Consider the following 26,455-nt stretch of genomic DNA (forward strand, 5'->3'; position numbering starts at 1 on the left):
TAATAAAGGCGGAACAGTCCCTGCGATCAGGCGCACTGTATCTCGAAAAGCCCCGCCGGCACAAAGGCGGCAGGATGCGCTATTTCGATACGCAGCGTGGAAGTTTTAACAGGCTTGTCCCATACAATGTGATTGATAGTTTGATAATTGTCCTCCCTTTCATGTATCAGTGTGCCATGCTCGTCGTAAATGCGGTAATGCCGCACGCAAAAAGGTATTACATCCTCCGGGTGCCCCATCAGGGACGATTCCAGGGGATGATCAAAGTCGGTATCAAAGTGCAGGGTAAGCGCGCGCAACTTCTGCGGCGCTTTCCATTGCAACTGCACCCAAGGCCGTTGATCAGCCGGATCGGCCACCCAGGCATTAGCCCCCAGGTAGGGACGGGTAAAGCCGTTTACCAGGCTGGCAGGCGCATAGGGCTCCAGTGCCGGAGTAACGGTCATGGATATATTATATCCTTCCGGCCGGCGGCGTGGGCACCAGAATTCAAAACTGTCCACCCCGGAGCCTTCCGGGGCCATTTGCCGGCCTTCGTTGGACACCGCCTTGTTCTTACCGTTGAACACGGATACGATACCGCTGTACCGCCACTGGCTGCCCTGCACCTGCAATGCAGGATTGGCGGTCAGCAGCAGGAAGCCATATTGCGTTTCCGGCAGCGGCGCAGTAAAGGAAAGCGTGAGCAACTGCTCGCCAGGCTGTACCGGTATGGCCAGTGTTTCCAGTGTAACATCCGGCGTGTAATTGAACGGTTTCCCGCTCACTTTCAAAGAGGCGTGTAAGGTGGTGGCCTGCGCAGCCTTAACCTTTATCGTGAACTGGTAGCATGTTCCTTTCCTGAACGGCAACAGTTGCCCGGCGCCTTCCTCCAGTGGCATCCAGGGGCCGTCAAAAGGAATTTCGTCTAATGGCAAGGTAGAAGAGGTAGTGATCAGGGCCGTGCGCATGGGATCATTTTCATCGCGACTGATCGGAATGCCCGGAATACTTTGACCCGCGCGGCTCAGGGCCTGCTGCAGGCGGTGCAGGCAGGGCTTTTCCATCAACTGCCGCGGCAGCATGCCATGTTGCACGCACAGCGCGGCGGCCATGCCTGCAGCCTGCGCGCCCAGCCCGCAGGTAGCCATGACCCGGGAAGAGCCGAATGCCACATGGCTAACGCTGATGATACGCCCGGCAAAGAAAAGATTGTCAATATCCCGGCTGATAAAAGAACGGTACGGTATCTGGTACACGCCTTTGGTGTGCCACTGATTGCAGCCGGGCAGGTGGCTGTATACGCCATCGGCGGGATGCAGGTCCAGCGCCCAGCCGCCGAATGCCACCGCATCTTCAAACGGCTGCTGGTTCACCACATCCTGCTGTGTGAGCATGTAATGCCCTTCAAAACGGCGGCTCTCCCGCTTGCCCGGGATAGCGCCCACCCATTCCAGGGTCAGGTGGTCCACATCCTCAAAGTTCCCGGAGTTCTTGATGTAGTCCCATACGCCGTACACGATGCGCCACAGCTCCCACTTGATCTGCTCCGTGTCGTATATCGTATCCCGGCGCCCGCCGTATTCTATCCACCACAGGCGGCAACCATCCACACCGGGGCTGAGCAGCTTGTAACGTGGTAGCTGCTTGATATCTTTCAGCGCATAAGCCGGCGCTACAAACTTCACGGGCTGCGGCGCTACCTTGCTGTAGAAGTACAGCGAATGCCCCAGCAGCTCCCCATAATCGTTGTCCGGCGCCAGCGGCTCCCCGAACTCTTCCTTTGACTCTGCGCCCATCCTGAAAGCCGCCCCGGCCAGGAAGCTCACAATGCCGTCGCCGGAAGCATCGCAGAAAAAGGGCGCCTGCAGCACGTACTCCGTGGAATTTTGACTGCAGAAAGCGCGTATGCTGCTGATGCTGCGCTCCGACGATTTATGCACCTCGTACACCACGGTATTCAGCAGCAGGGTGATATTGGATTCCTGCAGCACTTTTTCCAGCAGGATGGTGTCCAGTATCAGCGGGTTGCCTTCTTTATTACGATAAAGGTTCTCTATCAATATCTCGTCTATTACGCCGCCTTCTCTTGACCAGCGGTTGTTGTTCCCCAGGTGGGAAGTGGCGCCGAGTATCCATAACCGTATTTCGCTGGAAGCATTGCCGCCCAGCACGGGGCGGTCCTGCACCAGCACTACTTTTGTACCGGCGCGTGCAGCAGTGATGGCGGCACAGCAGCCGGCTATGCCGCCCCCGGTGATCACCAGGTCTGCCTGCAGGGTTAGCAAACGGTTGCTTCTTGTCTGAACAGTATGTTCCTCTCTGATAATCATATACGATGCTCCTTATAGTAAAATGATCAAAACATAACGGTATGCGGCGGCGCTGTTTGCACGGCTTCCGCCTTCATACGCTGTTGCAGTTTCCGGGCGGCGCGCAGGGGGATCAGCGCGCACAACAGGATGGCGCTGGCAATGCCGGCTACCAGCAGCTTCCCGGAAGTGGTGATAATACTCAACACGTACAGCAGCAAGGCAGTAAAGCCCAGCGCAAAAGCAATGACCCGCAGACCGAACAGGTTCTGCCGGTGAACGGCGGCCGCCTCCGCAGCATCTGCCGCCTGCTGCTGCCGTTTGTCGCGCGACCTGTACCGCAGGTAGTCATCACAGGCGCTATGTCGCGCGGCAATCACGAATTCATATACGGCCAGCATGAGCAAGGGCAGCCCTATGCCCAGCACCATTTCCATCGCCCTGCTCAGGCTGATGCTGAACAGCCAGGGCGTTACGAACTTGAAAAGCAGGTTCACCACCAGGCAGGCAGCGGATATCACATAGGCCGCCCTGCCGCTGAGCCGTTTGGAAAACAAGGCCCATAAGGGTGGCAGCAGCAAGGGTCCACCGGTAATGGCCGCTATGCTCAGCACTACTTCTATCATGCCGCCGGCAGCAGGCACCAGCAGCGCGATGCCGATCATACCGGCGCCCAGCAGGAAAGAAGAAAGACGGCCCACACGAACCAATTGCCGCTGGGAAGCGCCGGGCCGCAGCAGGCCCTTGTAAATATCATTGGTGAAAACAGCGGCGGAAACATTTAATGTTGTATTGGCAGTGGCGGAAGTAGAAAAGTACATGCCGGTGAGCATCAGGCCCATAAGGCCCGGCGGCAGCACCAGCCGGCACACCTGCAGGTAGGCATTCTCTGCATCCAGCCCCTGCAGGGAAGGATTGATGCTTTTATAGATCATAGGCGGCAGCATCCATATAACGGGGCTGATGATATACAGCGCCGCAAACAGGAAAGATACCTTGCGCGCCGATGCCGGCGAGTCTACACTGGTATAGCGCTGTACAAAGGTCCAGTTGCCGCCGATATAACAGATATGGTACAACGAAAACGCCAGTATGAAGCCAATGGTATACTCCCCGTTGAGCGCATGAAAGAAATCTGCCGGCACATTGGAAGTAAAGGTCTGCCAGCCGCCAGCCGCCTGCAATGACAGGGGCAGTACAATGAGTACGGCAGCAGTCAGGATCACGAACTGCAGGATGTCCGTTACCATTACGGCCCACAGTCCGCCGATGGCCGTGTAGGCGATCATCATCACGCCCAGCACCAGGGTGCAGGCTTCCAGCGGAAAGCCCAGCGATACGCTCACCAGCTTGGCCACGGGGTACAGCACCGATCCCTTGCTGACCAGGGACACCAGCAGGAAAATATAAATATAGAACTGCTGTACGGGCACGCCTAAACGTTCTTTGATGAATTCCGCAGCGGTGAGCGCCCCGGCACGCTTCCAGCGCGGGGCGAGGAACAGCGCCGTTACCAGTCCGCCCAGGCACATGGTCCACTGGATGGTGACGGCCACCCAGCCATATTTATAGGCAATGGAGCCCCAGGCTACAAAAGTGCCCGCTGAAAAGAAGCTCATGAACAGGGACAGTCCGCCGATGAACCAGGGCACTGCCTCCCCCCCGGCAAAAAATGATTTCATGTTCCGGCCGGTGCGGGCGAACAATATCCCGATGAAAAGCACAAATACTGAAAAGATGAAAATAACCCCCGTATCTATGGCTGTCGTCATACAAATAATTAAAAAAGATCGTGGGAAGTTTCCCAAAACGTGGTACGTGGCAATGGTCAAATTTTGCTAAACAAACCCGATTAAACAAATAAATAAGACTGTTTTTTCCGTGGGACTGTTCCCAATCTATTGGGAATGTTCCCATATTCCTTATTTTTGCTCCGGCGGTATAAAATTCCACGCATATGAAGTCAAAGTATATCTCCATTATCGACATTGCCAAACAACTCCACATCTCCAAGTCCACCGTTTCCCGCGCGCTCACGGGGCATCCCAGCGTGCATCCGGAAACACGCAGCCGGGTGCTGGAGCTGGCGCAAAAGCTGGACTACCAGCGCAACCCGCTGGCGCTGGGCCTTGCCAGGAACAACACCAACATTATCGGCATCCTGGTGCCGGAAATTATGTCCACCTATTTTCCTTCCGTGATCATCGGCGCACAGGAGGTACTGCACGAAGCAGGATATAATGCCATCATCTGCCACAACAATGAATCCTACAATGCGGAGGTGCTGAACACAAAGCTGCTCCTCTCCTATCATGTAGACGGTATCATCGTATCGCATACCAAGGAGACCCGCAATTTTGATCACTTCCAGATGATACAGCGCAGGGGCATTCCGCTGGTGTTCTTTAACCGCACCAGCGATGAGCTGAACGTACCGCATGTAGTAGTGGATGATTATGAAGCCGCCTTCCGGGCCGTGGAGCATCTGATCAAAATAGGCCGGAGAAGGATCGCGCACCTGGCAGGCCCCGATTCACTGATCAATACCAAACTGCGGCAGCAGGGCTACCTGGATGCGCTGAAAAAGCACAAGATACCCGTAGACCCGGACCTGGTCATCTCCTATGACCTGACGCTGGAAAAAGTCCGGATCTACATCAAACATTTCCTGGAGCTGCCGCAGCCACCGGATGCGCTGTTCACCATCAACGACCCCACCGCCATTGCCGCCATGGAAGTGATCCGGCAAAAAGGATTGTCCATCCCGGACGACATTGCGGTAGTGGGCTTCAGCAACGATCTCTCCGCAAGGCTGGTATCCCCCGGCCTTACCACCGTGGCCCAGCCTACCTTTGAAATAGGGCGCGAGGCGGCCAGGCTGCTGCTGCAGGATATTACCAGTACCGTAAAAAATGATTACTCGGTAAAGAAAGCGCCGTCCGTGATGCTGAAAACAAAACTGATCATCCGGGAGTCAACGGTGATGAAACAGGGGAAGTGAAGAATGTAAAATGTAAAAGCCGGCAGATATGTTTCAACGCAGTTTTAATGTCTTAATGATACGTTGCCGCCAACTTTTACATTTGTCATTTTACTTTTGTTATTTTACATTCTCTCTTTAATTCTCGTAACTCAGCTCACAATAGAACTTGGCTTCATTAGTGCCCAGGGCGTTGATGGCAGAATCGCTGAGCTTAATGATCAACCCTTCATTCTGCTTCATCTGCGGAATAGCTTCCAGCACTTTTGCATAAATAGACCTTCCGTTGAGGGGGTTGGTAACTTTTACGATGGTACCGCGGGATGCGGAGTTGTGCAGCGCATAGTATTTCCCCGCTGTGGCATTGCTCTTGAACCAGGCACCGGGACCTTTTTCCGTGGTCGCCTTCCTGCCGGCCGTTTGCTGCATGTATATCTGCTCAAAAGAGCCGGTAGCAGGCGGCGGCGGTGTAGCTGCCGGGGCAGCAGGCGTTGTTCCTGCAATGGAGCCGGCACCGGTATCCTGCGTGGCGGTGGCGCCGCTTGTGCCCGTTTGTACCGGCGGAGCAGGCGTTAATACCGGGGGAGCAGGCGTAATAGCAGCAGGCGCCTGTTCCTGGCGGGGCGTCGTGGGAGCGCCCGTTACTGGCGGCGCGGGGGCCGGGCTGGCTGGCGCGGTGCTCACCGGTGTAGTGGCAGGTGGCGCCGGGCTCACGGATGTTTGCGCGTAGGCAGGTGCGGAAGCGCCGTTGCCGCCTTTTAACCAGCCTACGATCAGGTAACTGTCCTTCTGCACCCCATCGCCGCTGAAATTGTTCCAGTGACGGATATTGTCCAGCGGCACTTTGTTATAGTTAACGCTGATACGGTATAATGTTTCTTTTTCTGCTACCCTGTGATACACGGGCGCTCCGCCTGCGGCATTGCTGCCCTGCATAAAATTACTGCCGGTGAGCGGGATCTTCACCTGCTGTCCTATCTGCAGTCCCTGCTCAAAAGTAAGTTGGTTTTCCGCCGCTATTTCTTTGGGAGGAATGCTGTATGTGCGTGAGAGGCTATAAAAAGTTTCTCCTTTCTGAACGGTGTGCACCAGGTACAGGTCCGGCGCTATCCCCTGCACCTGCAACATCTCCTGCGCCTCTGCTACGGCCGCTCCCAACATAATGCCCGCAATTATCAAAAATGATCTTACCATACTGAACTCTTTTATATGCAAACGCATTTTCGGCAACGAATATATGCGTAAAAAATGAAAAATTCCCGAATACCGGTGATGTAAAAACCCTAGATCTCTTTCAAAATACGGAGTTCTTTAGGATAATAATTATTGATGCGGTTCGGCAATATTTTTGCCCATCCCAGTGGCATAGTTTCGTACTGCATGAGCGCCCATCCCTTTACAGCCGCCTGCACGGCAGGATCTTCCTTGCGCAGGTACTGCAATGCCTGTTCGCGTGTCAGCGCCACGCGCGGCACAGTTGCAGCGGTTAACGTGCTAGCTGCCAACTGGTGGTCCGGCACCAGTTCCTTCGCGGTGAGCTGCCCGGCCTTTATGCCGGCCTTGCGCAAATATAAGTGTTGTTGCAATACCGGCACAATGCTGGTCATACCCGGCGGCAGCAGGATAACGTCGCCCTGGTGCGCCATGCAATATAATTCTTCCAGGTTCTGCACCCAGGGCTGCAGCTTCACCCGGTCTTTTTTAGACAGCGCCGGCAGGGCATCTTTCCGTTTGCCGGGCTGCCAGGCGCCACCGCCCGTTTTGCGGAAGCAGGCGATAAAAAAACCTTCCCCTTTTACTTTATCCGGGTAAAAACGGTAGCCCTCGCAATTTCGTTTACCCGACGAAGTGGTCACAATGTTCCAGGAGGCTTCCACCGGCAGCGGCACGTTCTCGGCATCCAGTTCCATGGAGATCCAGTCCAGTATAGCTTCATCCTCCTCCCTGGAGTAGGAGCAGGTGGAATATACCAGGATGCCCCCTTCCTTTAACGCCGGCCAGGCGTCCGCCAGTATGCGCTGCTGCCGCTGGCTGCACAGCGCTACACTTTCCGGCGACCATTCCTCCACTGCTGCGGGATCGCGGCGGAACAGCCCCGAGCCGGAGCAGGGCGCATCTACCACCATCACATCAAAAAAGCCGGGCAGGCGGGCCATGTCCCGCGGATCGTTGTTGGTCACCACCACGTTGGCTGCGCCCCAGCGGCTGATATTGTCCGCCAGCAGGCCGGCCCTGGCGCGGATCACTTCATTGGCCACCAGCAGGCTGCCGGCGCTGATAATGGATTGCAGCAGGGTGCTTTTGCCGCCCGGCGCAGCACACAGGTCCAGCACCTTCAAAGATTGCGCCAGGTCGCAGCTATGCCGGATCGCATGCTCCAGGAACATGGAGGAGGCTTCCTGCACATAGTAGGCGCCTGCGTGAAAGAACGGGTCCAGCGTAAAGGAAGGCCGCTGCGGGAGATAATACCCATGCTGCGACCAGGGCACCGGCTGCACCGGCACGGGACTTAATGACTGTAATACTTTTTCCGCCAGGTCTTTATCCTGCAGCTTCGCAGGATTCAGGCGCAGGGAAGTGACCCGCTCACCGGCGGCATGCACCTCCTCAAACGCCGCGCGATCAAAGCCGGGCAGCCCTTCCAGGGAGTTGAGTAATGAGGATGGCAGGTAAGATGACACATGAATACTTTGGGGCAAAAATAATTATAGGAATTTACAATTACCTACACCTGCTTGATCTCCGTTATCAACTGCTGCAGCACCTGCCTGGCATCGCCAAACAGCATGGACGTTTTAGGCCGGAAAAAAAGATCGTTCTCTATACCGGCGTAGCCGGGCTTCATGCTGCGCTTGTTCACGATCACCATCTTGGCGTGCTCCACTTCCAGGATGGGCATCCCGTAGATGGGACTATCCGGGTCATTTTTGGCGGCAGGGTTCACCACATCATTGGCGCCCAGCACCAGCACGGCATCCGTAGAGGGAAAGGCCTCGTTGGCCTGCTCCATTTCCTGCAGCTTTTCGTAAGGCACATCCGCCTCCGCCAGCAATACATTCATATGCCCCGGCATGCGGCCGGCTACCGGGTGAATGGCGTACTGCACGCTCACGCCCCGGTCCTCCAGCAGTTTCTCCAGCTCATGGCAGGCGTGCTGGGCCTGTGCTACAGCCAGGCCATAGCCCGGCACAATGATCACCTTCTGCGCGTAAGCCAGCACAACGGCCGCATCCGGAACGGAAATGGCCTTGTACTGCCCCTGCTCTTTGGCCACACCGGTTTTGGCGCCGCCGAAAGAGCCGATCAGCACATTCTTCAGGGAACGGTTCATGGCCCGGCACATCAGGATGGTGAGGATGGTGCCGGCAGAGCCCACCAGTATCCCGCCGGTGAGCATCACCGGGTTGTTATACAGGAAACCGCCGCAGGCGGCTGCCACGCCGGTAAAGGAATTCAGCAGGGAGATCACCACCGGCATATCCGCGCCGCCGATGGGCATCACGAATAATACGCCGTACACGACAGACAGCAGCAATACCAGGTAGAACAGCCACCGTACAATACCGTCTGCCTGCAGCCGCAGTTCCAGCCCGGCCGATAGCTCCGGCTGCACATGGTTATCAATAGCCGCTACGAGGTACGCGGCTGCCACCACGGAAACGCCCAGCACCAGCAGGTTCACAATATGCTGTCCCCTGAAAGCAAAATCGCGGATGCGCCCGTTGAGCTTTCCCCAGGCTATCATGCTGCCGGCAAAGGACACCGTGCCGATGATCAGCCCCAGCAAAATGATAAGGGTACGGCCGCTCAATGATGCAGGGCCGGTATCTGTAATGGCCTTGATCACGGTAGAGATAATGCCGCCTTCAGGCGGCACGCTGATCATATGGTTGAATTCCACCACCGATATCAGGGCGGCGCAGGCGCCGCCCATACCGTTGAAGAGGCTCACCATTTCCGGCATGGCCGTCATCTTCACTTTCCGCGCAGCCAGCACGCCAATGACGCCGCCTATGAGCAAACCGGCAAATATCCATCCGTAATTATGCAGGCGCTCCCCGTTATGCCGGTACAGGAAGATGGTGCCCAGTATCGCCAGCGTCATGCCGCCGGCGGCTATGAGATTGCCTTTCCGCGCGGTGGCCGGGTGACTGAGCATTTTAAGGCCGATAATGAATGTAACAGAGCCGACCAGGTAGATAATGGGAAGGAAATTCCAAATCCCAGATCCCAAATTCCAAAGCAGGCTATCTATGCCCAGAGGTATTGGAAAACAGCTATTCATACAAGTGCCTGTCATTATTTGGATTTTGCAGTTTGGGATTTGGAATTTGGATTTTGGGATTTAGACTTAAACATTTCCAGCATACGGTCCGTTACCACGAAGCCGCCTACTACGTTCAGCGTGCCCAGTATAACGGCCAGGAAGCCCAGCACCAGCGCCAGGTAATTATCCGCCGGCGCCTCTCCCATTACAATGATAGCGCCGATGATCACCACGCCGTGAATGGCATTGGCGCCGCTCATCAGCGGCGTGTGCAGCACGGAAGGCACCCGGGATATAACTTCAATACCCAGGAACACGGATAGTATGACGATGTAGATCAGCTCAAGATGTTGTTGGATAAAAGAGAGCAAGGAAGCGATCATAAACTGCGTATTATCGGTTGCAAAAAAAGTCTGTGGTAGCAGGCACCTTACACCACCAGGCTGCCCAGGGCCTTCACCCTTTCATTCACGACAGCGCCGTTGCGGGTAATGCAGGCGCCCTGCACAATATCATCTTCAAAATCGGGAGCCAGTTGTCCTTCACGGATGATCAACTGCAGGAAATTGAACAGGTTCCTGGCGTACAGCTTGCTGGCATCTACCGGCATGGTGGCAGCCAGGGCGGAATTACCGATGATGGTAACGCCATTGTGCTGCACGGTGCTGCTGTCCTGAGTAAGCGCGGTATTGCCGCCGGTAGCGGCTGCCAGGTCCACGATCACCGCGCCGGGGCGCATACGTTCCAGCATGGCCCGGGTAACCAATACCGGCGCGGGTTTTCCGGGTATCTGGGCGGTAGTGATCACAATATCCGCTTTGGCGATGCTGTCCGCTATTTTCTCTTCCTGCCGGCGTTTATACGCCTCCGTTTGCTCTACAGCGTACCCGCCCGCCTGGCTGGCGTCCGCCGCCCCCTCCACCTCTATGAAACGGCCGCCCAGGCTCATCACTTCCTCCTTTACTGCCGGGCGGGTGTCAAATACCTCCACAACCGCGCCCAGCCGCCGCGCGGTGGCAATGGCCTGTAAACCGGCAACGCCTGCGCCCAGCACCAGCACCTTGGCCGGCGCTATGCTGCCGGCAGCGGTCATGAACATGGGAAAATAACGGCTATAGGTATAAGCGGCCAGCAGCACCGCCTTGTAACCGGCAATGTTGGCCTGGGAGCTGAGCACATCCATGCTCTGTGCGCGCGTGGTGCGGGGAATGGTATCGAGGCTGAAAAGCGTAAGCCGGCGGGTAGCCGCCTTCTGCATCAGGCCGGTGTTGTATAATGGCTGGAAAATGCCTGCCAGTGTTTTGCCTTCGGGAATGGCTTCCCGGATATGATGATCAGACAGGCCGAGGCCCAGGAGCAGGTCCGCCTGTTGCAGGATGTCGGCAGCGGGCTTAATCACCGCCCCGGCCTCCGTATACGCCTCATCGGGATAAAAGGCCTGTGCGCCGGCGCCCGCTTCCACCCAGACGGTTACCGATTGCCTGACCAGTTGTTTTACGATCTCCGGCACTAGTGCCACGCGTGTTTCTCCTGTCTTTTCTTTGAGTACGCCTGCAATCATCTGGTGGAATTTTATAATGGAATTTAAAGAAAAAAAGGGAAACCGCGGAAGAATGAGAGGTAAATTTAACGTGTTACTGTTCAGGACAACAGGAACTTGCCCTATTGATCTTTTACAAAATTTTGGTTATCTTAGCTTGCATTTTATTCTTAATATGAATTTGGCACCAATCCCAATGTTCAAGTGAAGCTAATATAGCCAGGATGTCTTTCTAGAATTTGAAATACAAGGTATAAGTTTTAAAAATTTGAACCATTAAAGATTCACAAAGACTATTAAAACCCCCTTTTCACATCTTTCATTTGCCAACTAAAATTAATCAGAGAGGTATCTAAATGCAGTTCTATAAATTTGGTTCTGTTCTCAACTCCAAACTTACTGAATAAATAAATTACCCGGGTACTTCGCAGAAGGTTAATGCCTAGCGCCTTTTTGTTGAAGTTAAAAGTAAGAATAGGCAATTTGTTAACTTAAAAGTTTAGCTTTTTGAATCCTAAAAAGCAAACTGATCATGAAACGTGCAAAAATTGCTTTAACAGCCATCGTTATGTTTGCAGTAGTTGGCGGAGCGCTGGCATTTAAATCTTACAGGGGTATTACTACCTATTATAGGCTAACTGCAGACGGGACAGGTGAATGTACTTTAACTAATGTAAACTTCGGACCAGTACCCAGCCCTGCTGGTACTGTTTATGCTACGACAATTGAAGGTGTCGACTGTACAATGAGGGCTAACATTTCAGGCGGCATGTAAACAGATTAGGATATAACTGCCAGCCAATGTTGGCAGTTATATCAATAATAATATTAAGAAATATTATTATATTTAACTAATATTACCTCATAAATAGTAAAAACTGGCCGAACACTTTATAGCAATGTATAAACTACGTTCCTTATACTTTAACATTCTTGTTTACGGGGCGCTTATACCATATTCCAATCCGGGGTTAGTACCTTTTTTTCTTGCTGGGACACCGGCTGCCATCCATTCAGGAATGGGTGCTCCTTTCAGATAGTAATCAAAAAACTGCATTATGCGCATACTAATATCTTTTTGATTTTTCCTTTGAAAAATATTATGACCCTCATTGTCATATTGCAGCATCCAGGCTCTTTTACCTAAACGACGCAAGGCTGTAAAAAACTTCACTCCCTGGGTAAAAGGTACGTTCTTATCCTGTTTATTGCTCACTAACAAAACTGGCGTTGTAACCTTACCCGCTTGAAAAATAGGAGAGTTTTTTATATACAAATCGTTCTTTTCCCACAAACTTGCACCTATTCTAAGCTGCGCCATTTCGCAAAATTCCTGACAAGTCGTTCCCATACGCAAGTGCCCGTACAGACTGATTAAATCTATCACACCAACATCAGAACAAGCCGCTGCAAATAAATTGGAATGAGCGATCACATAATTGGTTTGATATCCGCCAAAACTATGACCTGACAGACCTATCTTTTTGCCATCTACCCAAAACTGCCTGACTAGATACTCCCCCGCACCCACTATCGCATTGTAAGCACTCTGTCCTACCTCGCCTATGGTATAATGGATATCAGGTGTAAACACGAGGTAGCCCAGGCTCACAAAATAAGGAATATTAATGTCCCCGTTTGAAAATCCCGGAGCAACATATTGATTTAACCGGTCTGACTTTGTTTCATAATAGTGAATAATAACCGGATACTTTTTATGAGGGTCAAAGTTTTCAGGTTTATACAACACTCCTTGTTCCTTACGCCCATCCATAGTGGTAAAGGTCACCAGTTCTGATTGTAACCAGGCATAATTCCGCTCCGGGTAAACGTGACTTAAGGGATAAAACTTTTTAAAATCCTTTGTCCAGAAATAGTTCGGAGATTCTTTAACACTACATCTATATACAACATAACTTTCTGCATCACGTGCCTTAAATGGTTTTATTCCATCTATAATAAACGGCTTGGATGGAACATAAAACACATAAGGCCCCATGGTCAAATATTTAGGGGCCTGCATTTTCCCCAATGTTATCGTATAAAAGCCATTATCTTTGCTGTCATTATCAAAGGCACTCAGTGTGAATATTTCATTCTTACTATATATCTTGTCTTCATCTTCTATAAATCTGAAAGTGATACTGTGCTTTCGTCCATAACCGTGGGTCAGATTAATGGGAACATTTACTCCATTGGGATCTACCTGCCAAACGTCATACTTGTCATACACCACCATACCTTCATCATCAATTTGCCAATAATTTCCAAAAATCAAACCCCTGTCAAATAATTTGCCAGCAACATCTTCATCTGCATCACCCCTTGGTACCGGAATTGACTTTGTAACATCATGTATCACTCCAGTAGCTGGTTCATATGTGAATATGTTACCTTGTCCATCGTCTCCTACTAGATATTTACCACCTGGAGATATATTGTAAAAAGGAACTCCTATTTGCTTCCGCTTGCCCGTTTTCACACTTTCCAGGTAATATTGTGGGGCCGATAATCTATTCCAATAGGCCTCTACTTCATGTCCCTTTTTATATGTAATTAATGCCCAGTCATCATTCCGGTCATTACTAATCATTCGGAATTCCTCGTCCTCATTCTGCAATCGAATAATACGACCATTTCTTACGTCTATTACTGCTGCATAGCTCCCTGGACTGGGAGCAACTTCTATTAGCTGCTGAGATTGAAGCTTCACATCCAGGTAATTCCATACATCTACCTGCTCCCCTTTGGGCGCTGCCCGGAGAACATCTTTTTTCTTTAAAGTAAAAAACATCCGTTCTCCATCAATACTAAAGTTGGATAAGCCTTCCACCTGCAGGTTGCCATCTATCTCCTGAGAACTGCCATTTATTAGCGGAACAGCCTGATCCATACCAATTTTATAATACCAAATTGATCTGTCCTCCAGTCCGTTTCGTTTCTCTCTCTTAAGAAAAGCCAGTTGTGTTCCTGAAACATCAAAACGAAAATTCAATATTTCCTTACATTCGTCAATAACTTTCGGCACACCTAAATGCCCTTTAGAAATATTAACCCAGCTTAAAGTCTGTAAAGTATCATTCCCTATTAGTTTCTCCTGCTTAAAAACCAGAGATGTTCCGTTTTTACTTAGCAGGTATTCTGTAGCATTTGTGAATGCCTGCTCTTCATTATTCTTCATGTTTCGTAGAACAAGTTGAGTTTCCGGAATTTTCTTTCGGTAAGCCAGCCATTCATCACCCTCATGCTTAAAAAGCTGAAAATCAACGACACTAGGAATATATTTAGCATATTTGCTATCCAAGTCGAGCAAGCATAAACTATCTTTTTCTTGAATAAATAACACTTTGCGGCTATCATCTGTAAATGACGCATTGCGTGCTCCATTTAATTCCAATTTCCAATTAGTAGCTACCGATTGAATCACCAATTTCCGCTGGAAATATGTATAACTACTATTTGCTATGGTATACCATACATACTTCCCATTATTACTTATTTTCAGGTCTTTGGAAATAGAAGCCCATTTATCAAAAGTATTGATATCAATTACTATCTTTTGGGCCAAAAGCTTTGGAATACAGCAAGTAATGAAGAAAAAAAACAGGAAAGATTGTTTCATAAGGCAGTGCCAATATATAGAGTATAATACATAAGTATATCTCTCACAATACTTCGGTAATGAGAAATATATGTTAAATTTATTTGCCCTGAATTTTCTTATTCCAACAGCTTGTTTTGGATGTCCCTTTAATATTGCAGATATTAATATCCTCTTTTATGAATCAATCAGCGTAAGGTAAATTAAAACTTTTTTTGACAATAGGAGATTACTTGAGCATAATTATACGCTTACTTATCAGTTTAAAGAGGTTATTTGTGCAATAGAATTTTCGTAATCAAGCTCACTTCCATTAACCGTTAGAATTCCAAGCCCACAATTTTTCCGCCAGCGCGGCAGCATGTTGTATAATGGCTGGTATGGCCACACCGCTCAGGTAATTGCCGCTGATATACATACCGGGGAACCGCTGCTCAAAATCCTGCACGGCGGCACGCACCAGCCGGTGCCCGGTGTTCAACTGGGGAATGGCTTTTTCCCAGCGGCTGAAATGCTGCATCACGGGCGGGCGCTGCAACTGCAGTAAAATAGTAAGCTCCTCCAGTATCTTTTGCTGCAGGGCATCATCGTTCATTTCATCAAAGAAATGTTCCTGCTGTACGCCGCCGGTAAATACGGTGAATAATACCTGGCCGGCCGGCGCCCGGGATGGGAATATCTCGGAATTACAGATCGCGCCCAGGAAATGCAGTTGCGCGGCGGCAGGCACCAGGAAGCCGAAGCCCTGCGGCATGCGCCGCACCGCTTCCCTGTCAAACCCCAGGTGCAGCACGCCCATGCGCGGGTAGTGAATAGCGTGCAGGAGCTGCGCCAGTGCAGGGTCCAGGCCCTGCAATGCCGCTGCCGTGGCATAGGCCGGGGTGGTGAACAGCACGCGGGCTGCGGACAGGGTTTCCGTTTGCCCGCCGGCGTCATATTTCACCGCATATCCTGCTGCCGCCCGTTCCACGCCGGTAATGCGGCAATTGTAACGCGGCGGCTCCCGCAGCAACGCCTGCAGGCGCTGCACCAGCACCTGGTTGCCGCCCTTGAAGGCCACGATCTTACGGCCGGCCATCAGGCCCTTGTTCCGGAACAGCCCCTTGGTAACGCTGCCATAATCCTGCTCCCATTTGGGCAGGAAAGGCAATACTTCATTCACGGAAAGCCGGGCGGGGTCGCCGGCATAAATGCCGGACAGGATGGGATCGAACAGGTAATCGCAGATCTCCCGGTTAAAACGGCGGCTCACAAAAGCCGTTACAGATTCCTCTGCAGCCGGCGGCTGCGGGGCCCGGAAACGCTCGGTGAACAGGCGCCATTTGGCGGCGCCGCTTAAATAGGGGGAAGAAAGTATTTTGACGGGATTGGGAGACACGGGGTGTAAACGACCATGACGCACCAGGAATCGGTTTTTGCCTGCTGCCGTAGCTTCCAGCAGTTCCTGCTCCAGCCCTATCTCCCGGAAAAACGCCAGGGTGGCGGATGTGGCGCCTATGGAATTAGGCCCGGCATCCAGCTCAAAACCATTTTTGTGCAGGGAGCGTACCACGCCGCCTACCTCCGGTCCCGCTTCCAGCAACAGGTAGGGCATGTTCCGTTTCTGCAGCTCATAAGCGACGGTGAGCCCGGCAATACCGGCGCCGGCGATGATGGTCGTGTTGGTCATGATGTAGTAACTGATTGTTCGCACCACTTCACCACTGCCTGCACCCAGAGCGGGTGCACATTGAGGCAGGGGATCATGGTAAAGCTGTCGCCGCCGTTGCTGATGAAGGAGTGCTTTCCTTCCACGGCAATCTCCTCCAGCGTTTCCAGGCAGTCGGACACAAAGGCCGGGCATACCACCAGCAGCTTTTTCTTCCCTTCTTTAGGCAACTGTTCCAGCCGCTCCGCCGTATAGGGTTGCAGCCATTCCTCCCGCCCCAGCCTGGACTGGAAGGAAACGCTCCACTTCTCCGCGGGCAGTCCCAGCCGGGCCGCCACCAGCTCCGATGTATTGTATACCTGGTGGCGGTAGCAAAACCCGTGCGCTTTTGACGGCACATGGCAGCAGTCCTCCACCTGCAGGCAATGCCCGCCGGTAATGTCTCCTTTTCGTATATGCCTTACCGGTACACCGTGGTAGCTGAACAGCACATGGTCGTAGTCCTGCTGCAGGTAGGGCCGCATGCTTTCCGCTACGGCATTGATATAATCCGGCTCGTTATAGTAAGGGGGAATAATGGTGAGCTTAAAGGGATAGCGTTTCTTTTTATGGAGCTCCTTTGCGTACTCCACAGCCGTTTCGTAAGACGACATGGCGTAATGCGGGTACAGGGGCAGCAGGATCACTTCCTTCAGTTGCGGGTTTTGCTGCAGCAGCTTATCATATGCTACGGCCGGGGAAGGATTGCCGTAGCGCATGGCAATTTCCACGGGCAGTTGCAGGTCATGCTGCACTGCTTTTTGCAACTGCTGTGTAAGCACCATCAGCGGGGAGCCTTCTTCCCACCAGATGGAGCGGTAAGCCGCCGCAGAATTGGGCGCGCGCCGGGGCACAATGATGCGGGTTACCAGCAGCCACCGTAATAAATAAGGGTAATCGATCACCCTTTTGTCCATCAGGAACTCATTCAGGTACCGTTGCACATCGGGAACGGCTGTGGAATCAGGAGAGCCCAGATTCATCAGTACGATCCCTGTATCAGTTTTCGCTTCCATTATTCAGAAATTGTTGCAAAAGTAACGGTTCTTTCAGGTTGATGTTGTGAAAAATGTCATGCAATTGTTAGATTAGCGTCAGTTGCAAAGCTGACGAAAATCATTGTTTTTTATCTACGTAACAGCAGCATCTGCGGCCAATGTCTTATGATTGTCATAAACAGCACAAATGACACACTAATGACAGCAAGAAGCCCGTGTTTGCTGCGTATGCCAGTATTTTTGCAGCCGGAAGCTTATATGGAAATAATGCAGGTCAGCTATTCAAAAGATATTACCAATTTTCACAGTATTGGTATCAACTACAAAAAAACGGATGCTGCTATCAGAGGACGCTTTGCCATCAACCAGGCACAATACGGGCACCTGCTGGAGCAAGCAAAGGCACTACAACTGGATGATCTTTTCGTACTTTCTACCTGTAACAGAACGGAAATTTACGGTTTTGCACCCAGTGCACAGCAGCTCATGGAGCTGATCTGCAAGGCCACCAACGGCGATTGCAACCTGTTTGCGCAGTTAGCCTACATCCGTTCCGGCGAAGATGCGGTGAAACACCTGTACCAGGTGGGCACGGGGCTGGATTCACAGATACTGGGCGATTACGAGATCATCGGGCAGTTGCGCACCGCCTCCCGCTTTGCCAAGGCAAACGGCTGCCTGGGCGGCTTCCTGGAAAGGCTGGTAAACAGCGTGCTGCAGGTTTCAAAGCTGATCAAGAATGAAACAGGGCTGAGCGCGGGCACCGTTTCCGTAGCTTTTGCCGCCGTGCGCCTGCTGGAAAAAAAGGTGCCGGACATACAGCATAAAAAAGTGGTGTTGCTGGGCGTAGGCAAGATAGGCCGCAACACCTGCAAGAATATGATGGAGTACCTGGGCGTAAAGGATATTACGCTCATCAACCGCACGGAAGCCGTGGCTGCGGAATTTGCAGGACTACACGGGTTGCAGTCCGCCCCCTGGCAGGCCCTGGTGCCCGCCCTGCAGCAGGCCGATGTGATACTGGTAGCCTCCAATGCGCCGCAGCCCACCGTACTGGCTTCGCACCTGCAGGCCGCCACGCCCAAGCTGGTCATCGACCTCTCAATTCCTTTCAACGTGGAGCCGGCCGTAGGCGAGCTGCCGCATATCACCCTGGTGAACGTGGACGAATTGTCCAAAGTACAGGACGAGACCCTGCAGATGCGCATGCAGGAAGTGCCCAAAGCGCTGGCCATGATAGACGAGCACATGGCGGAATTCCTCTACTGGTACAAAATGCGCAAACATGCCGTGGTGCTGAAAGCCGTAAAGGACAAGCTGCAGGAGATCCACACCCGGGAAATACAGCAGCAGAAGAACGGCGCCAGCTACGACCTGGAGGACATGGAAGAAGTTTCTTCCCGCATCATACAGAAAATGATCAACCTGATGGCTGGCAAAGTGCGAAAGGAAACCGGCAAAAGCGATCAGTACATCGCCATGATTAACGACATTTTTGAGACCGGCATTAACCAGGATTAATTCATGCAAAAAGAAATACGGATAGGCACCCGGGAAAGCCAGCTAGCCCTCTGGCAGGCTAACCTGGTAAAGGACCTGCTGACCGCACAAGGCTATACCGCCAAACTGGTGCTGATCAAAAGCGAAGGAGACATAGACCTGGTCACTCCTTTGTACGAAATAGGCGTACAGGGCATTTTCACCAAAGCGCTGGATGCCGCCCTGCTGAACAACCGCATCGATATTGCGGTACACTCCCTGAAAGACGTTCCTACCCAGTTACCGAAAAATATTGTGCAGGCGGCCGTGCTGGAAAGAGGCCCGGTGCGCGACCTGCTGGTATACAAGCAGGACATGGCCTTCCTGGAGCAAAAGGACCATACCGCCCATATCGCCACCAGCAGCCTGCGGCGCAAGGCCCAGTGGCTGCGCCGCTTCCCGCAGCACCAGATACATAACCTGCGGGGCAACGTGAACACCCGCCTGCAAAAGCTGGCTGCCGAGCCCTGGGATGCCGCTATTTTTGCCGCCGCCGGGCTGGAAAGGATACACCTGCGGCCCGAAAGGTCCGTGGAGCTGGACTGGATGCTGCCCGCTCCTGCACAGGGCGCGGTAACGGCCGTATGCCGGGAGGACGATACTTTTTGCCGGGAAGCCTGCGCGCCCCTGCATCACGCGGAAACCGCCCTGTGCACCCAGGTGGAAAGGGATTTCCTGCGCACCTTGCTGGGCGGCTGCACCACCCCGATCAGCGCATATGCCTATATTCGCGACAACCGGCTCCATTTTACCGGGGAGCTGAGCAGCCTGGATGGGCAAACCTTCCTGGAAGCGGCGAAACAGGTGCCGGTGGAGGCAGCGGCTGACCTGGGCAAAACCATGGCACAGGACATCCTGTTCCGGGGCGGCGATAAAATAGTAGCGGAGATCAAACATGCAAAATGAACGCCCACGCATATTATGCACCAGGCCCCTCTCCGGCCACCTGCTGGAAAAAGCGGCCGGCCAGGGACTGGACATCAGCGTGCAGGCGTTTACAGATATACAGCCTGTTATAACGGAGGAGCTGTGGGGCGTTATTGAACAACTGCTGCCGCAGCATATTACCGCGGTATTTACCAGCGCTCATGCAGGTAATATCATGGACCGCTACCTGCACCAGGGCGATACGTTTTACGTAGTCAGTACCTGGGACATCTGCTGCCTGGAAGGCGCTACCCTGCAGGCGGTGCAGGAAGCGTTACGTGAATGTAATTTCAGGGCCACGGCCGCCAATGCCACAGCGCTGGCCTATGCCATTGTGCAGTTGGGCGATGTACAGGAAGTATATTTCTTCTGCAGCCGGCAACGCCGGGATGAGCTGCCGGCCATCCTTTCCGCACATGGCATCCGGGTGCATGAAATAGTGTTGTATGAAAATGTGCCCACGCCTGTTGTCACTACATCGGATTATGACGGGATGTTCTTTTTCAGTCCCAGCGCGGTAACCAGCTTTTTCAGCGTGAACCGGCTGCCCAGGCACACGGTATGTTTTGCTATTGGCCAAACCACTGCAGCGGCGCTGGAGGACTTTACCGATAACCGGATCATTATCAGCACCGCGCCCAGTGCGGAAAGCATGGTGCAAACAGCTATATTTTATTTTAACAACATTAACTGCTACGAATGAGCGCATTGAAGAATGACCTTTTGCTGAGAGCTTTACGCGGAGAAACAACAGCACGTACCCCTGTATGGATGATGCGCCAGGCCGGGCGCTACCTGCCGGACTATATCAAGCTGCGGGACAAATATTCTTTTTTTGAACGCTGTCAGAACCCCGAACTGGCCACCGAGATCACTGTCATGCCGGTAGACCAGGTGGGCGTGGACGCCGCCATTATATTTTCCGACATACTGGTGGTAGCCCAGGCCATGGGACTGGAGGTGCAGCTTATAGAAAAAGTAGGCCCTGTGCTGCCGGCGCCGGTAAAAAGCGCTGCGGACCTGCAGCGCGTGCACGTACCCGATGTAAAGGATACCCTGCATTATGTGTTTGATGCGCTGCGCCTTACCAAACAAACCCTGGCCGGCCGCGTGCCCCTGATAGGCTTTGCCGGCGCGCCCTGGACCCTGCTCTGCTACATGGTGCAGGGCAAAGGCTCCAAAACTTTTGACGAGGCTAAAGGCTTCTGCTTCCAGCAGCCGCAGGTAGCGCACCAACTGCTGCAGATGCTCACCGATACCACCATCGCCTACCTGAAAGAGCAGGCAGCCGCCGGCGCCGACTGCGTGCAGCTATTCGACTCCTGGGGCGGCCTGCTAAGCCCGGAAGATTTTGAAACTTTCTCCCTGCAATATATCCGGCAGATCGTAGCGGCCATGAAAGACATTTGCCCGGTGATCGTATTCGCCAAAGGCGCCTGGTACGCCCTGGAAGCCATGGCCGCTACCGGCGCGCACGGGCTGGGAATAGACTGGTGCATACAACCACAGCAGGCCCGGGCCTTTGCCGGCAGCAACGTAACGCTGCAGGGCAATTTTGATCCCGCCAGGCTGCTGCTGCCCATCCCGGAAATTGAAAAAGCGGTGAAAGCCATGATGCAGGGCTTTGGCCAACAGCGGTACATCGCCAACCTGGGCCACGGCATCCTGCCCAATATACCGGTGGACCATGCCCGGGCGTTCGTAGAAACGGTGAAGAATAATTAAGAATTAATAATTAATAATATTCGCAACAGCGGTGTTTCATGTTATGCCGGCCTTACGATTATTAATTATTAATTATTCATTATTAATTTATGATAAAAGACTCCTTCATATCATTCATACACGGCCTGCAGGACGAGCTTTGCGCCGCCCTGGAAGCCATTGACGGGAAAGCCACCTTCCGGGAAGACCGCTGGGAGCGGCCCGGCGGCGGCGGTGGCAAAACGCGCGTGATCGCCGGCGGGGCCGTATTTGAAAAGGGCGGCGTGAACACCTCCGTGGTGCATGGCGCCCTGCCGGAAGCCATGGCGCAACAGTTCAAGGTAACGGACAGCCGGTTTATGGCCTGCGGCATTTCACTGGTCATACACCCGCTGAACCCCTTTGTGCCCACCGTGCACGCCAATTTCCGCTATTTTGAGCTGTACGACCAGCAGGGCCAACTGAAGGACAGTTGGTTTGGCGGTGGCGCGGACCTTACGCCCTACTATATCTTTGAAGAGGACGGACGGCATTTTCACCAGGCCTTCAAACAGGCCTGCGATCCTTTTGGCAAAGAGCTGTACCCGTTGTATAAAAAACACTGCGACGAATATTTTGTAAATAAGCACCGGAATAATGAAGCCAGGGGCATTGGCGGTATCTTCTACGATTACCTGCGCCCCGATGCGAACCGGGACGCGGAACAACTGTTCCGCTTTTCCCAGGCCAACGGGAAGGCCCTGGCGGAAGCCTACCTTCCCATTGTAAGGAAAAGGAAAGACACGCCCTTTACCACGGCTCACAAGGACTGGCAGGAGTACAGGCGTGGCCGTTACGTGGAGTTCAACCTGATCCACGACCGGGGCACCCTGTTCGGGCTGAAAACCAACGGCCGCATAGAGTCCATCCTGATGAGCCTTCCGCCCCGCGCGCGCTGGGAATACGATTACCATCCCGCGCCGGGCAGCCCGGAAGCGAAGCTGCTAGAGTATTTGCAGCCGAGGGATTGGACAGAATAGAAAAAAGAATATTAGATGCAAAATTTCAAATGTAAAAGTAAAATGGCGATGTTTCATTAAAACACTTAACGACTACTTTTACATTTGAAATTTTACATTTATGATTTTACATGCTCAAATATTAGATTATGATACGACGTAACAGGATATTGAGAACCTCCCCCGCCATCCGCGCGATGGTGGCAGAAACCATACTGACGCCTGCAGACTTTATTGCACCGCTGTTCATTACGGAGGGAGCGCATGTGAAGGAAGAGATTGCCTCCATGCCCGGCTACTACCGCTACTCGCTGGACAATACCGTGCAGGAGGCCAGGGAACTGTGGAGCATGGGCATCCGCAGCGTATTGCTGTTCATAAAATGTGCGGATGAGCTGAAAGATAACGAAGGCACCGAGGCCGTTAACCCTGACGGGCTGATGCAGCGCGCCATTAAAGCCATTAAGGATGCCGTTCCGGAAATGGTAGTAATGACCGATGTAGCGCTGGACCCCTACTCTTCCTACGGGCATGACGGCATTGTAAAAGGCCAGGAGATCGTGAACGACGCTACCGTGGAAGTGCTGGCCCGCATGAGCCTGAACCATGCAAAGGCCGGGGCGGACTTTGTAGCGCCCAGCGATATGATGGACGGCCGCATACTGGCCATCCGCAACCTGCTGGAAGCCCATAACTTTGATAAGGTGGGCATCATGGCCTACAGCGCCAAATACGCCTCCTGTTTTTACGGCCCCTTCCGCGATGCGCTGGACTCCGCGCCCGGCTTCGGGGACAAGAAAACTTACCAGATGGATTACGCCAACGCGCGGGAGGCCATTAAGGAAACCCTGATGGATGTGGAAGAAGGCGCGGACATTGTAATGGTAAAACCCGCCCTGGCTTACCTGGATATTATGCGCCAGATAAAGGACCGTGTAACCGTTCCCGTAAGCGCCTACCACGTAAGCGGCGAGTACGCCATGGTAAAAGCGGCCGCCCGCATGGGATGGCTGAACGAAGAAAAAGCCATCCTGGAAATACTAACCAGCATCAAACGCGCAGGCGCCGACCTGATCGCTACTTATTTTGCAAAAGATGCCGTAAAGTTGTTAGGATAAAAATATTTTTGTGCCATGTATTCACGAAGCAATGTTCTATTCGAGCGGGCGCAGCAGCTCATTCCCGGCGGGGTCAACTCCCCGGTGCGCGCGTTCAAAAGCGTAGGCGGTACGCCTGTGTTCATGCGGAGCGCCCAGGGCGCCCACCTGTTTGACGTAGACGGGAACCGCTATATAGACTATATCAATTCCTGGGGGCCCATGATACTGGGACATGCCTATGAGCCGGTAGTAAAGGCCATACAGGAGTATGCCACCTACTCTACTTCATTCGGCGCACCTACGGAGCTAGAAATAAAGATAGCGGAGCTGATCGTGAGCATGGTGCCCAATATAGACATGGTGCGCATGGTGAACTCCGGTACGGAAGCCTGCATGTCTGCCCTGCGGCTGGCCCGCGGCTATACCGGGCGCAACAAGTTCATCAAGTTCGAAGGGAATTATCACGGCCACGCAGACGCGTTCCTGGTAAGCGCAGGCAGCGGCGTAGCCACCCTGGAGATACAGTCCGTGCCCGGCGTTACGCAAACCGTAGCGGAAGATACGCTGACAGCGCCCTATAATAACCTGCCCGCCGTGGAACAGTTGATAGCTGCGCACCCGGAGCAGATAGCCGCCATCATTGTAGAACCGGTAGCAGGCAACATGGGCTGCATTCCACCCCAGCCGGGCTTCCTGGAAGGCCTGCGCCAGCTCTGCGACGCCAACGGCATCCTCCTGGTATTTGACGAGGTGATGACCGGCTTCCGCCTGGCGCGGGGCGGCGCACAGGAGCTGTTCGGTATCCGGGCGGACCTGGTCACCTTTGGCAAGATCATCGGCGGCGGTATGCCGGTAGGGGCATTTGCCGGACCTAAAGAGATCATGGAGCATATAGCCCCGGCGGGTAAAATATACCAGGCCGGTACCCTGAGCGGCAATCCCATTGCCATGATAGCAGGCTATACCCTGCTGAAGACCCTGCAGGAAAACCCGGTGATCTACCAGCAGTTGGAGGAGAAAAAAGACTATCTCGTGAACGGGCTGCGCGAGGCGCTGGGCGCCGCCGGGATCATCCACCAGATCAATCACCTGGGCTCTATGCTGAGCGTGCATTTTACAGAATACCCCATCATTGATTTCACCGCGGCATCGGGCGCCAACAACGAGCTGTTCAAACGCTTCTTCCATGCCATGCTGGAACGCGGCGTGTACCTGCCGCCCTCTACCTTTGAAAGCTGGTTCATCAGCCATGCTTTGACCCGCGGAGATCTTGACTTTACCATTGCAGCCGCCAAGGCAGCCATCAAGGCGGTTAAAAATAGTTAACAATTCAATCCTGTGCTGAGTGGGAGTCCCGGTACGGTCCTGGTTTTACCGGGACAGGGTATCGGGATTTTTTTATTGGACCTGCGGCTGGTCCTTCCCGTTGTAGATCAGGGTCTGCCCCGGCTCCAGGCGGCGATCCGCCAGTTTTTTATCCTTAAAATGAATATGCAGGCTGCCCGCCTCCAGGGATACCCGGGTGGTGCGGCGATGCGCGGTTACCCTGAAACTGCTGCCCGCCCCCGTAATGTCCATCCCGGCGGTATGCACAATAAAAGGCCGGGCCTGGTGGCCGGTATTCACTTCCTGCTCCGGCACCTGGAAAACCGCATCCCCGTTGAGCCATACTTCGCGGCGGGCGTAGTCGTTGAACAATTTGCGGTACCGGAAGGTAGTGCCGGTATTGAGCAGCACTTCGGTATGGTCCGGCAAAGTGACCTGGGTACGTTTCTCAGCGTTGGTGCGTATCTCCGTCATGTTGGTGCCAAACCATTGCCATAGCGCAAACGAGAGCAGGAACAGCAGCACCGCTGCCAGCCACATCCACCGGCGATGCAGGAATTTGCGGCGCATGCTGGCGGAGAAAATACCGGAAGGAGCTTCCAGTGTATGATGATAGTCCATAAAGGTGGTCCGTTACCCTTTTACAAAGGTAAATATACATAAAACCGCAAAGTATAATGGCTTATTTATGATGTCGGAATAGCCAGGGCACCAGGTCGGGCTCCGCAAAGGCATTGTCCCAACTGTTATGCCCCACGCCGGGATACTCCGTATACTTCACTTCCGCATCCAGTTTTTTCAACTCTGCATAGAAATCCCGGGAAAAGCTGACCGGTACCACCTTATCGTCTCCCCCGTGGAAGATCCATACCGGCACCTTGCCCGCATAATTGGCTGCAGTCTCCGGATTGCCGGCCCCGCAGATCGGGAAAGCGGCGGCAAACATATCCGGGTAGCGGGCCAGCATGTTAAAGGTGCCGATACCGCCCAGTGAGAGACCGCCCAGGTACACCCGCTTGCTGTCTATCTTGCCGGTGGTGAGCAGGCTGTCCAGCAATGCCTTTACCAGCGCGCCCGGTTTGGTGGGCGGTACATCTACAGGGAAATCGGCCCCGGTCACTTTACCGCTGGTATCCCGCTTCAGGCGGAAAGGCGCCCAGGCTTCATTGTCCGGGCACTGGGGGAACAGTACGTATGCGGGGAACTCCCGGCGGATGGAATCCTTCAGGAACAGCGCGCCGCCATGCAGCAACTGCGCGGCATTATCGCGTCCCCGCTCCCCGGAGCCGTGCAGGAAAATGATCAGCGGGTAGGCTTTATGCATATCGGCGCCGGCGGGGGCCAGCAGGCGGTAACGCAGGGTATCGCCCCCGTGATAGAATATTTCATGGCTGTAGGCGCTCATGTCCTGGGCCTGCATACTGTATATGTTCATTAGCGTAAAAGCAAAGAGTAAAAGGTAGCGCATCGTGGAAATGTTTTAATGAAAATACGCAA

General features: G+C 53.2%; 21 protein-coding genes. 9 read left to right on the forward strand and 12 right to left on the reverse strand.

Translation table 11 applies throughout. The features are described from left to right. Positions 1-26 precede the first annotated feature (26 nt). Both LX66_RS26465 and LX66_RS26470 read right to left on the reverse strand, forming a co-directional pair. Positions 27-2,312 carry an FAD-dependent oxidoreductase gene (locus LX66_RS26465; protein WP_145719144.1) on the reverse strand — a complete coding sequence of 762 codons (2,286 nt, stop codon included), beginning with the start codon at positions 2,310-2,312 and terminating at the stop codon, positions 27-29. Positions 2,313-2,338: 26 nt separating this feature from the next. Beyond that, positions 2,339-4,063: a sodium:solute symporter family protein gene (locus LX66_RS26470; protein ID WP_145719146.1), complete on the reverse strand. Its 1,725-nt coding sequence runs from the start codon at positions 4,061-4,063 to the stop codon at positions 2,339-2,341. A 185-nt stretch (positions 4,064-4,248) separates the two neighbouring features. Between LX66_RS26470 and LX66_RS26475 the strand changes: the two genes are divergently transcribed. Beyond that, positions 4,249-5,292 carry a LacI family DNA-binding transcriptional regulator gene (locus LX66_RS26475; RefSeq protein ID WP_145719148.1) on the forward strand — a complete coding sequence of 348 codons (1,044 nt, stop codon included), beginning with the start codon at positions 4,249-4,251 and terminating at the stop codon, positions 5,290-5,292. Between the two features lie 117 nt (positions 5,293-5,409). Here LX66_RS26475 and LX66_RS26480 read toward each other — a convergent pair whose 3' ends face one another. The 5 genes from LX66_RS26480 to LX66_RS26500 form a co-directional block, all read right to left on the reverse strand. After that, on the reverse strand, positions 5,410-6,465 hold the full coding sequence (locus tag LX66_RS26480; RefSeq protein WP_158642773.1) for a LysM peptidoglycan-binding domain-containing protein: 1,056 nt from the start codon (positions 6,463-6,465) through the stop codon (positions 5,410-5,412). Positions 6,466-6,554: 89 nt separating this feature from the next. Then, on the reverse strand, positions 6,555-7,952 hold the full coding sequence (locus tag LX66_RS26485; protein WP_145719152.1) for a methyltransferase RsmF C-terminal domain-like protein: 1,398 nt from the start codon (positions 7,950-7,952) through the stop codon (positions 6,555-6,557). A 44-nt stretch (positions 7,953-7,996) separates the two neighbouring features. Further along, positions 7,997-9,505, reverse strand: a complete 1,509-nt coding sequence (locus LX66_RS26490) for an NAD(P)(+) transhydrogenase (Re/Si-specific) subunit beta (RefSeq protein WP_244620521.1) — start codon at positions 9,503-9,505, stop codon at positions 7,997-7,999. A gap of 65 nt (positions 9,506-9,570) precedes the next feature. Then, the gene (locus tag LX66_RS26495) at positions 9,571-9,921 is read right to left on the reverse strand and encodes an NAD(P) transhydrogenase subunit alpha (RefSeq protein ID WP_244620522.1); all 351 of its coding nucleotides are present in this window, start codon (positions 9,919-9,921) and stop codon (positions 9,571-9,573) included. A 47-nt stretch (positions 9,922-9,968) separates the two neighbouring features. Beyond that, complete coding sequence (locus LX66_RS26500; RefSeq protein ID WP_145719156.1) at positions 9,969-11,099, reverse strand: Re/Si-specific NAD(P)(+) transhydrogenase subunit alpha; 1,131 nt, start codon at positions 11,097-11,099, stop codon at positions 9,969-9,971. Positions 11,100-11,610: 511 nt separating this feature from the next. Here LX66_RS26500 and LX66_RS26505 point away from each other — a divergent pair. After that, a complete protein-coding gene (locus LX66_RS26505) occupies positions 11,611-11,853 on the forward strand; it encodes a hypothetical protein (RefSeq protein WP_145719158.1) in 243 nt (80 codons plus the stop codon). Between the two features lie 162 nt (positions 11,854-12,015). On the opposite strand, the gene LX66_RS26510 is transcribed toward LX66_RS26505, so the two are convergent. The 3 genes from LX66_RS26510 to hemH form a co-directional block, all read right to left on the reverse strand. Beyond that, entirely contained in the window at positions 12,016-14,700 is a 2,685-nt protein-coding gene (locus tag LX66_RS26510; protein ID WP_145719160.1) for an alpha/beta hydrolase family protein, read from the reverse strand. Positions 14,701-14,992: 292 nt separating this feature from the next. Continuing rightward, positions 14,993-16,348, reverse strand: a complete 1,356-nt coding sequence (gene hemG, locus LX66_RS26515; protein WP_145719162.1) for a protoporphyrinogen oxidase — start codon at positions 16,346-16,348, stop codon at positions 14,993-14,995. Continuing rightward, positions 16,345-17,382: a ferrochelatase gene (hemH, locus tag LX66_RS26520; RefSeq protein ID WP_145719164.1), complete on the reverse strand. Its 1,038-nt coding sequence runs from the start codon at positions 17,380-17,382 to the stop codon at positions 16,345-16,347. Before hemH ends, hemG begins: the two co-directional genes overlap by 4 nt. 210 nt (positions 17,383-17,592) lie before the next feature. Here hemH and hemA point away from each other — a divergent pair, with 210 nt between their 5' ends. From hemA to hemL, 7 genes are all read left to right on the forward strand, one after another. Next, the gene (gene hemA / locus LX66_RS26525) at positions 17,593-18,885 is read left to right on the forward strand and encodes a glutamyl-tRNA reductase (protein ID WP_244620523.1); all 1,293 of its coding nucleotides are present in this window, start codon (positions 17,593-17,595) and stop codon (positions 18,883-18,885) included. A gap of 3 nt (positions 18,886-18,888) precedes the next feature. Beyond that, positions 18,889-19,809, forward strand: coding sequence for a hydroxymethylbilane synthase (hemC, locus tag LX66_RS26530; RefSeq protein ID WP_145719168.1), 921 nt, complete (start codon positions 18,889-18,891; stop codon positions 19,807-19,809). Then, entirely contained in the window at positions 19,799-20,533 is a 735-nt protein-coding gene (locus LX66_RS26535) for a uroporphyrinogen-III synthase (RefSeq protein WP_145719170.1), read from the forward strand. Before hemC ends, LX66_RS26535 begins: the two co-directional genes overlap by 11 nt. After that, the gene (hemE, locus tag LX66_RS26540; RefSeq protein ID WP_145719172.1) at positions 20,530-21,555 is read left to right on the forward strand and encodes a uroporphyrinogen decarboxylase; all 1,026 of its coding nucleotides are present in this window, start codon (positions 20,530-20,532) and stop codon (positions 21,553-21,555) included. The genes LX66_RS26535 and hemE overlap by 4 nt, the downstream gene beginning before the upstream one ends. Positions 21,556-21,644: 89 nt before the next feature. After that, the gene (gene hemF / locus LX66_RS26545) at positions 21,645-22,553 is read left to right on the forward strand and encodes an oxygen-dependent coproporphyrinogen oxidase (RefSeq protein ID WP_145719173.1); all 909 of its coding nucleotides are present in this window, start codon (positions 21,645-21,647) and stop codon (positions 22,551-22,553) included. 128 nt (positions 22,554-22,681) lie between these two features. Next, positions 22,682-23,650 carry a porphobilinogen synthase gene (gene hemB / locus LX66_RS26550; RefSeq protein WP_145719175.1) on the forward strand — a complete coding sequence of 323 codons (969 nt, stop codon included), beginning with the start codon at positions 22,682-22,684 and terminating at the stop codon, positions 23,648-23,650. A gap of 15 nt (positions 23,651-23,665) precedes the next feature. Then, a complete protein-coding gene (hemL, locus tag LX66_RS26555) occupies positions 23,666-24,958 on the forward strand; it encodes a glutamate-1-semialdehyde 2,1-aminomutase (RefSeq protein WP_145719178.1) in 1,293 nt (430 codons plus the stop codon). A gap of 72 nt (positions 24,959-25,030) precedes the next feature. Here the strand turns inward: hemL and LX66_RS26560 are convergent, their stop codons facing one another. Both LX66_RS26560 and LX66_RS26565 read right to left on the reverse strand, forming a co-directional pair. Next, positions 25,031-25,579 carry a FecR family protein gene (locus LX66_RS26560; RefSeq protein ID WP_145719179.1) on the reverse strand — a complete coding sequence of 183 codons (549 nt, stop codon included), beginning with the start codon at positions 25,577-25,579 and terminating at the stop codon, positions 25,031-25,033. Between the two features lie 61 nt (positions 25,580-25,640). Next, the gene (locus LX66_RS26565) at positions 25,641-26,426 is read right to left on the reverse strand and encodes a carboxylesterase family protein (protein ID WP_211366584.1); all 786 of its coding nucleotides are present in this window, start codon (positions 26,424-26,426) and stop codon (positions 25,641-25,643) included. Between the last annotated feature and the right edge of the window lie 29 nt (positions 26,427-26,455).

It is taken from the genome of Chitinophaga japonensis (assembly GCF_007830125.1).
Taxonomy (GTDB): domain Bacteria; phylum Bacteroidota; class Bacteroidia; order Chitinophagales; family Chitinophagaceae; genus Chitinophaga; species Chitinophaga japonensis.

Excerpts from the sequence above, each read along its gene's own strand:
- LX66_RS26480 (WP_158642773.1), bottom strand. The coding sequence starts at position 6,465 with ATGGTAAGATCATTTTTGATAATTGCGGGCATTATGTTGGGAGCGGCC.
- hemA (WP_244620523.1), top strand. The coding sequence starts at position 17,593 with ATGCCAGTATTTTTGCAGCCGGAAGCTTATATGGAAATAATGCAGGTC.
- hemL (WP_145719178.1), top strand. The coding sequence starts at position 23,666 with ATGTATTCACGAAGCAATGTTCTATTCGAGCGGGCGCAGCAGCTCATT.
- LX66_RS26500 (WP_145719156.1), bottom strand. The coding sequence starts at position 11,099 with ATGATTGCAGGCGTACTCAAAGAAAAGACAGGAGAAACACGCGTGGCA.
- LX66_RS26470 (WP_145719146.1), bottom strand. The coding sequence starts at position 4,063 with ATGACGACAGCCATAGATACGGGGGTTATTTTCATCTTTTCAGTATTT.
- hemE (WP_145719172.1), top strand. The coding sequence starts at position 20,530 with ATGAGCGCATTGAAGAATGACCTTTTGCTGAGAGCTTTACGCGGAGAA.
- hemF (WP_145719173.1), top strand. The coding sequence starts at position 21,645 with ATGATAAAAGACTCCTTCATATCATTCATACACGGCCTGCAGGACGAG.
- LX66_RS26475 (WP_145719148.1), top strand. The coding sequence starts at position 4,249 with ATGAAGTCAAAGTATATCTCCATTATCGACATTGCCAAACAACTCCAC.
- hemB (WP_145719175.1), top strand. The coding sequence starts at position 22,682 with ATGATACGACGTAACAGGATATTGAGAACCTCCCCCGCCATCCGCGCG.
- LX66_RS26465 (WP_145719144.1), bottom strand. The coding sequence starts at position 2,312 with ATGATTATCAGAGAGGAACATACTGTTCAGACAAGAAGCAACCGTTTG.
- LX66_RS26495 (WP_244620522.1), bottom strand. The coding sequence starts at position 9,921 with ATGATCGCTTCCTTGCTCTCTTTTATCCAACAACATCTTGAGCTGATC.
- hemH (WP_145719164.1), bottom strand. The coding sequence starts at position 17,382 with ATGGAAGCGAAAACTGATACAGGGATCGTACTGATGAATCTGGGCTCT.
- hemG (WP_145719162.1), bottom strand. The coding sequence starts at position 16,348 with ATGACCAACACGACCATCATCGCCGGCGCCGGTATTGCCGGGCTCACC.
- LX66_RS26560 (WP_145719179.1), bottom strand. The coding sequence starts at position 25,579 with ATGGACTATCATCATACACTGGAAGCTCCTTCCGGTATTTTCTCCGCC.
- LX66_RS26510 (WP_145719160.1), bottom strand. The coding sequence starts at position 14,700 with ATGAAACAATCTTTCCTGTTTTTTTTCTTCATTACTTGCTGTATTCCA.
- LX66_RS26505 (WP_145719158.1), top strand. The coding sequence starts at position 11,611 with ATGAAACGTGCAAAAATTGCTTTAACAGCCATCGTTATGTTTGCAGTA.
- hemC (WP_145719168.1), top strand. The coding sequence starts at position 18,889 with ATGCAAAAAGAAATACGGATAGGCACCCGGGAAAGCCAGCTAGCCCTC.
- LX66_RS26565 (WP_211366584.1), bottom strand. The coding sequence starts at position 26,426 with ATGCGCTACCTTTTACTCTTTGCTTTTACGCTAATGAACATATACAGT.
- LX66_RS26535 (WP_145719170.1), top strand. The coding sequence starts at position 19,799 with ATGCAAAATGAACGCCCACGCATATTATGCACCAGGCCCCTCTCCGGC.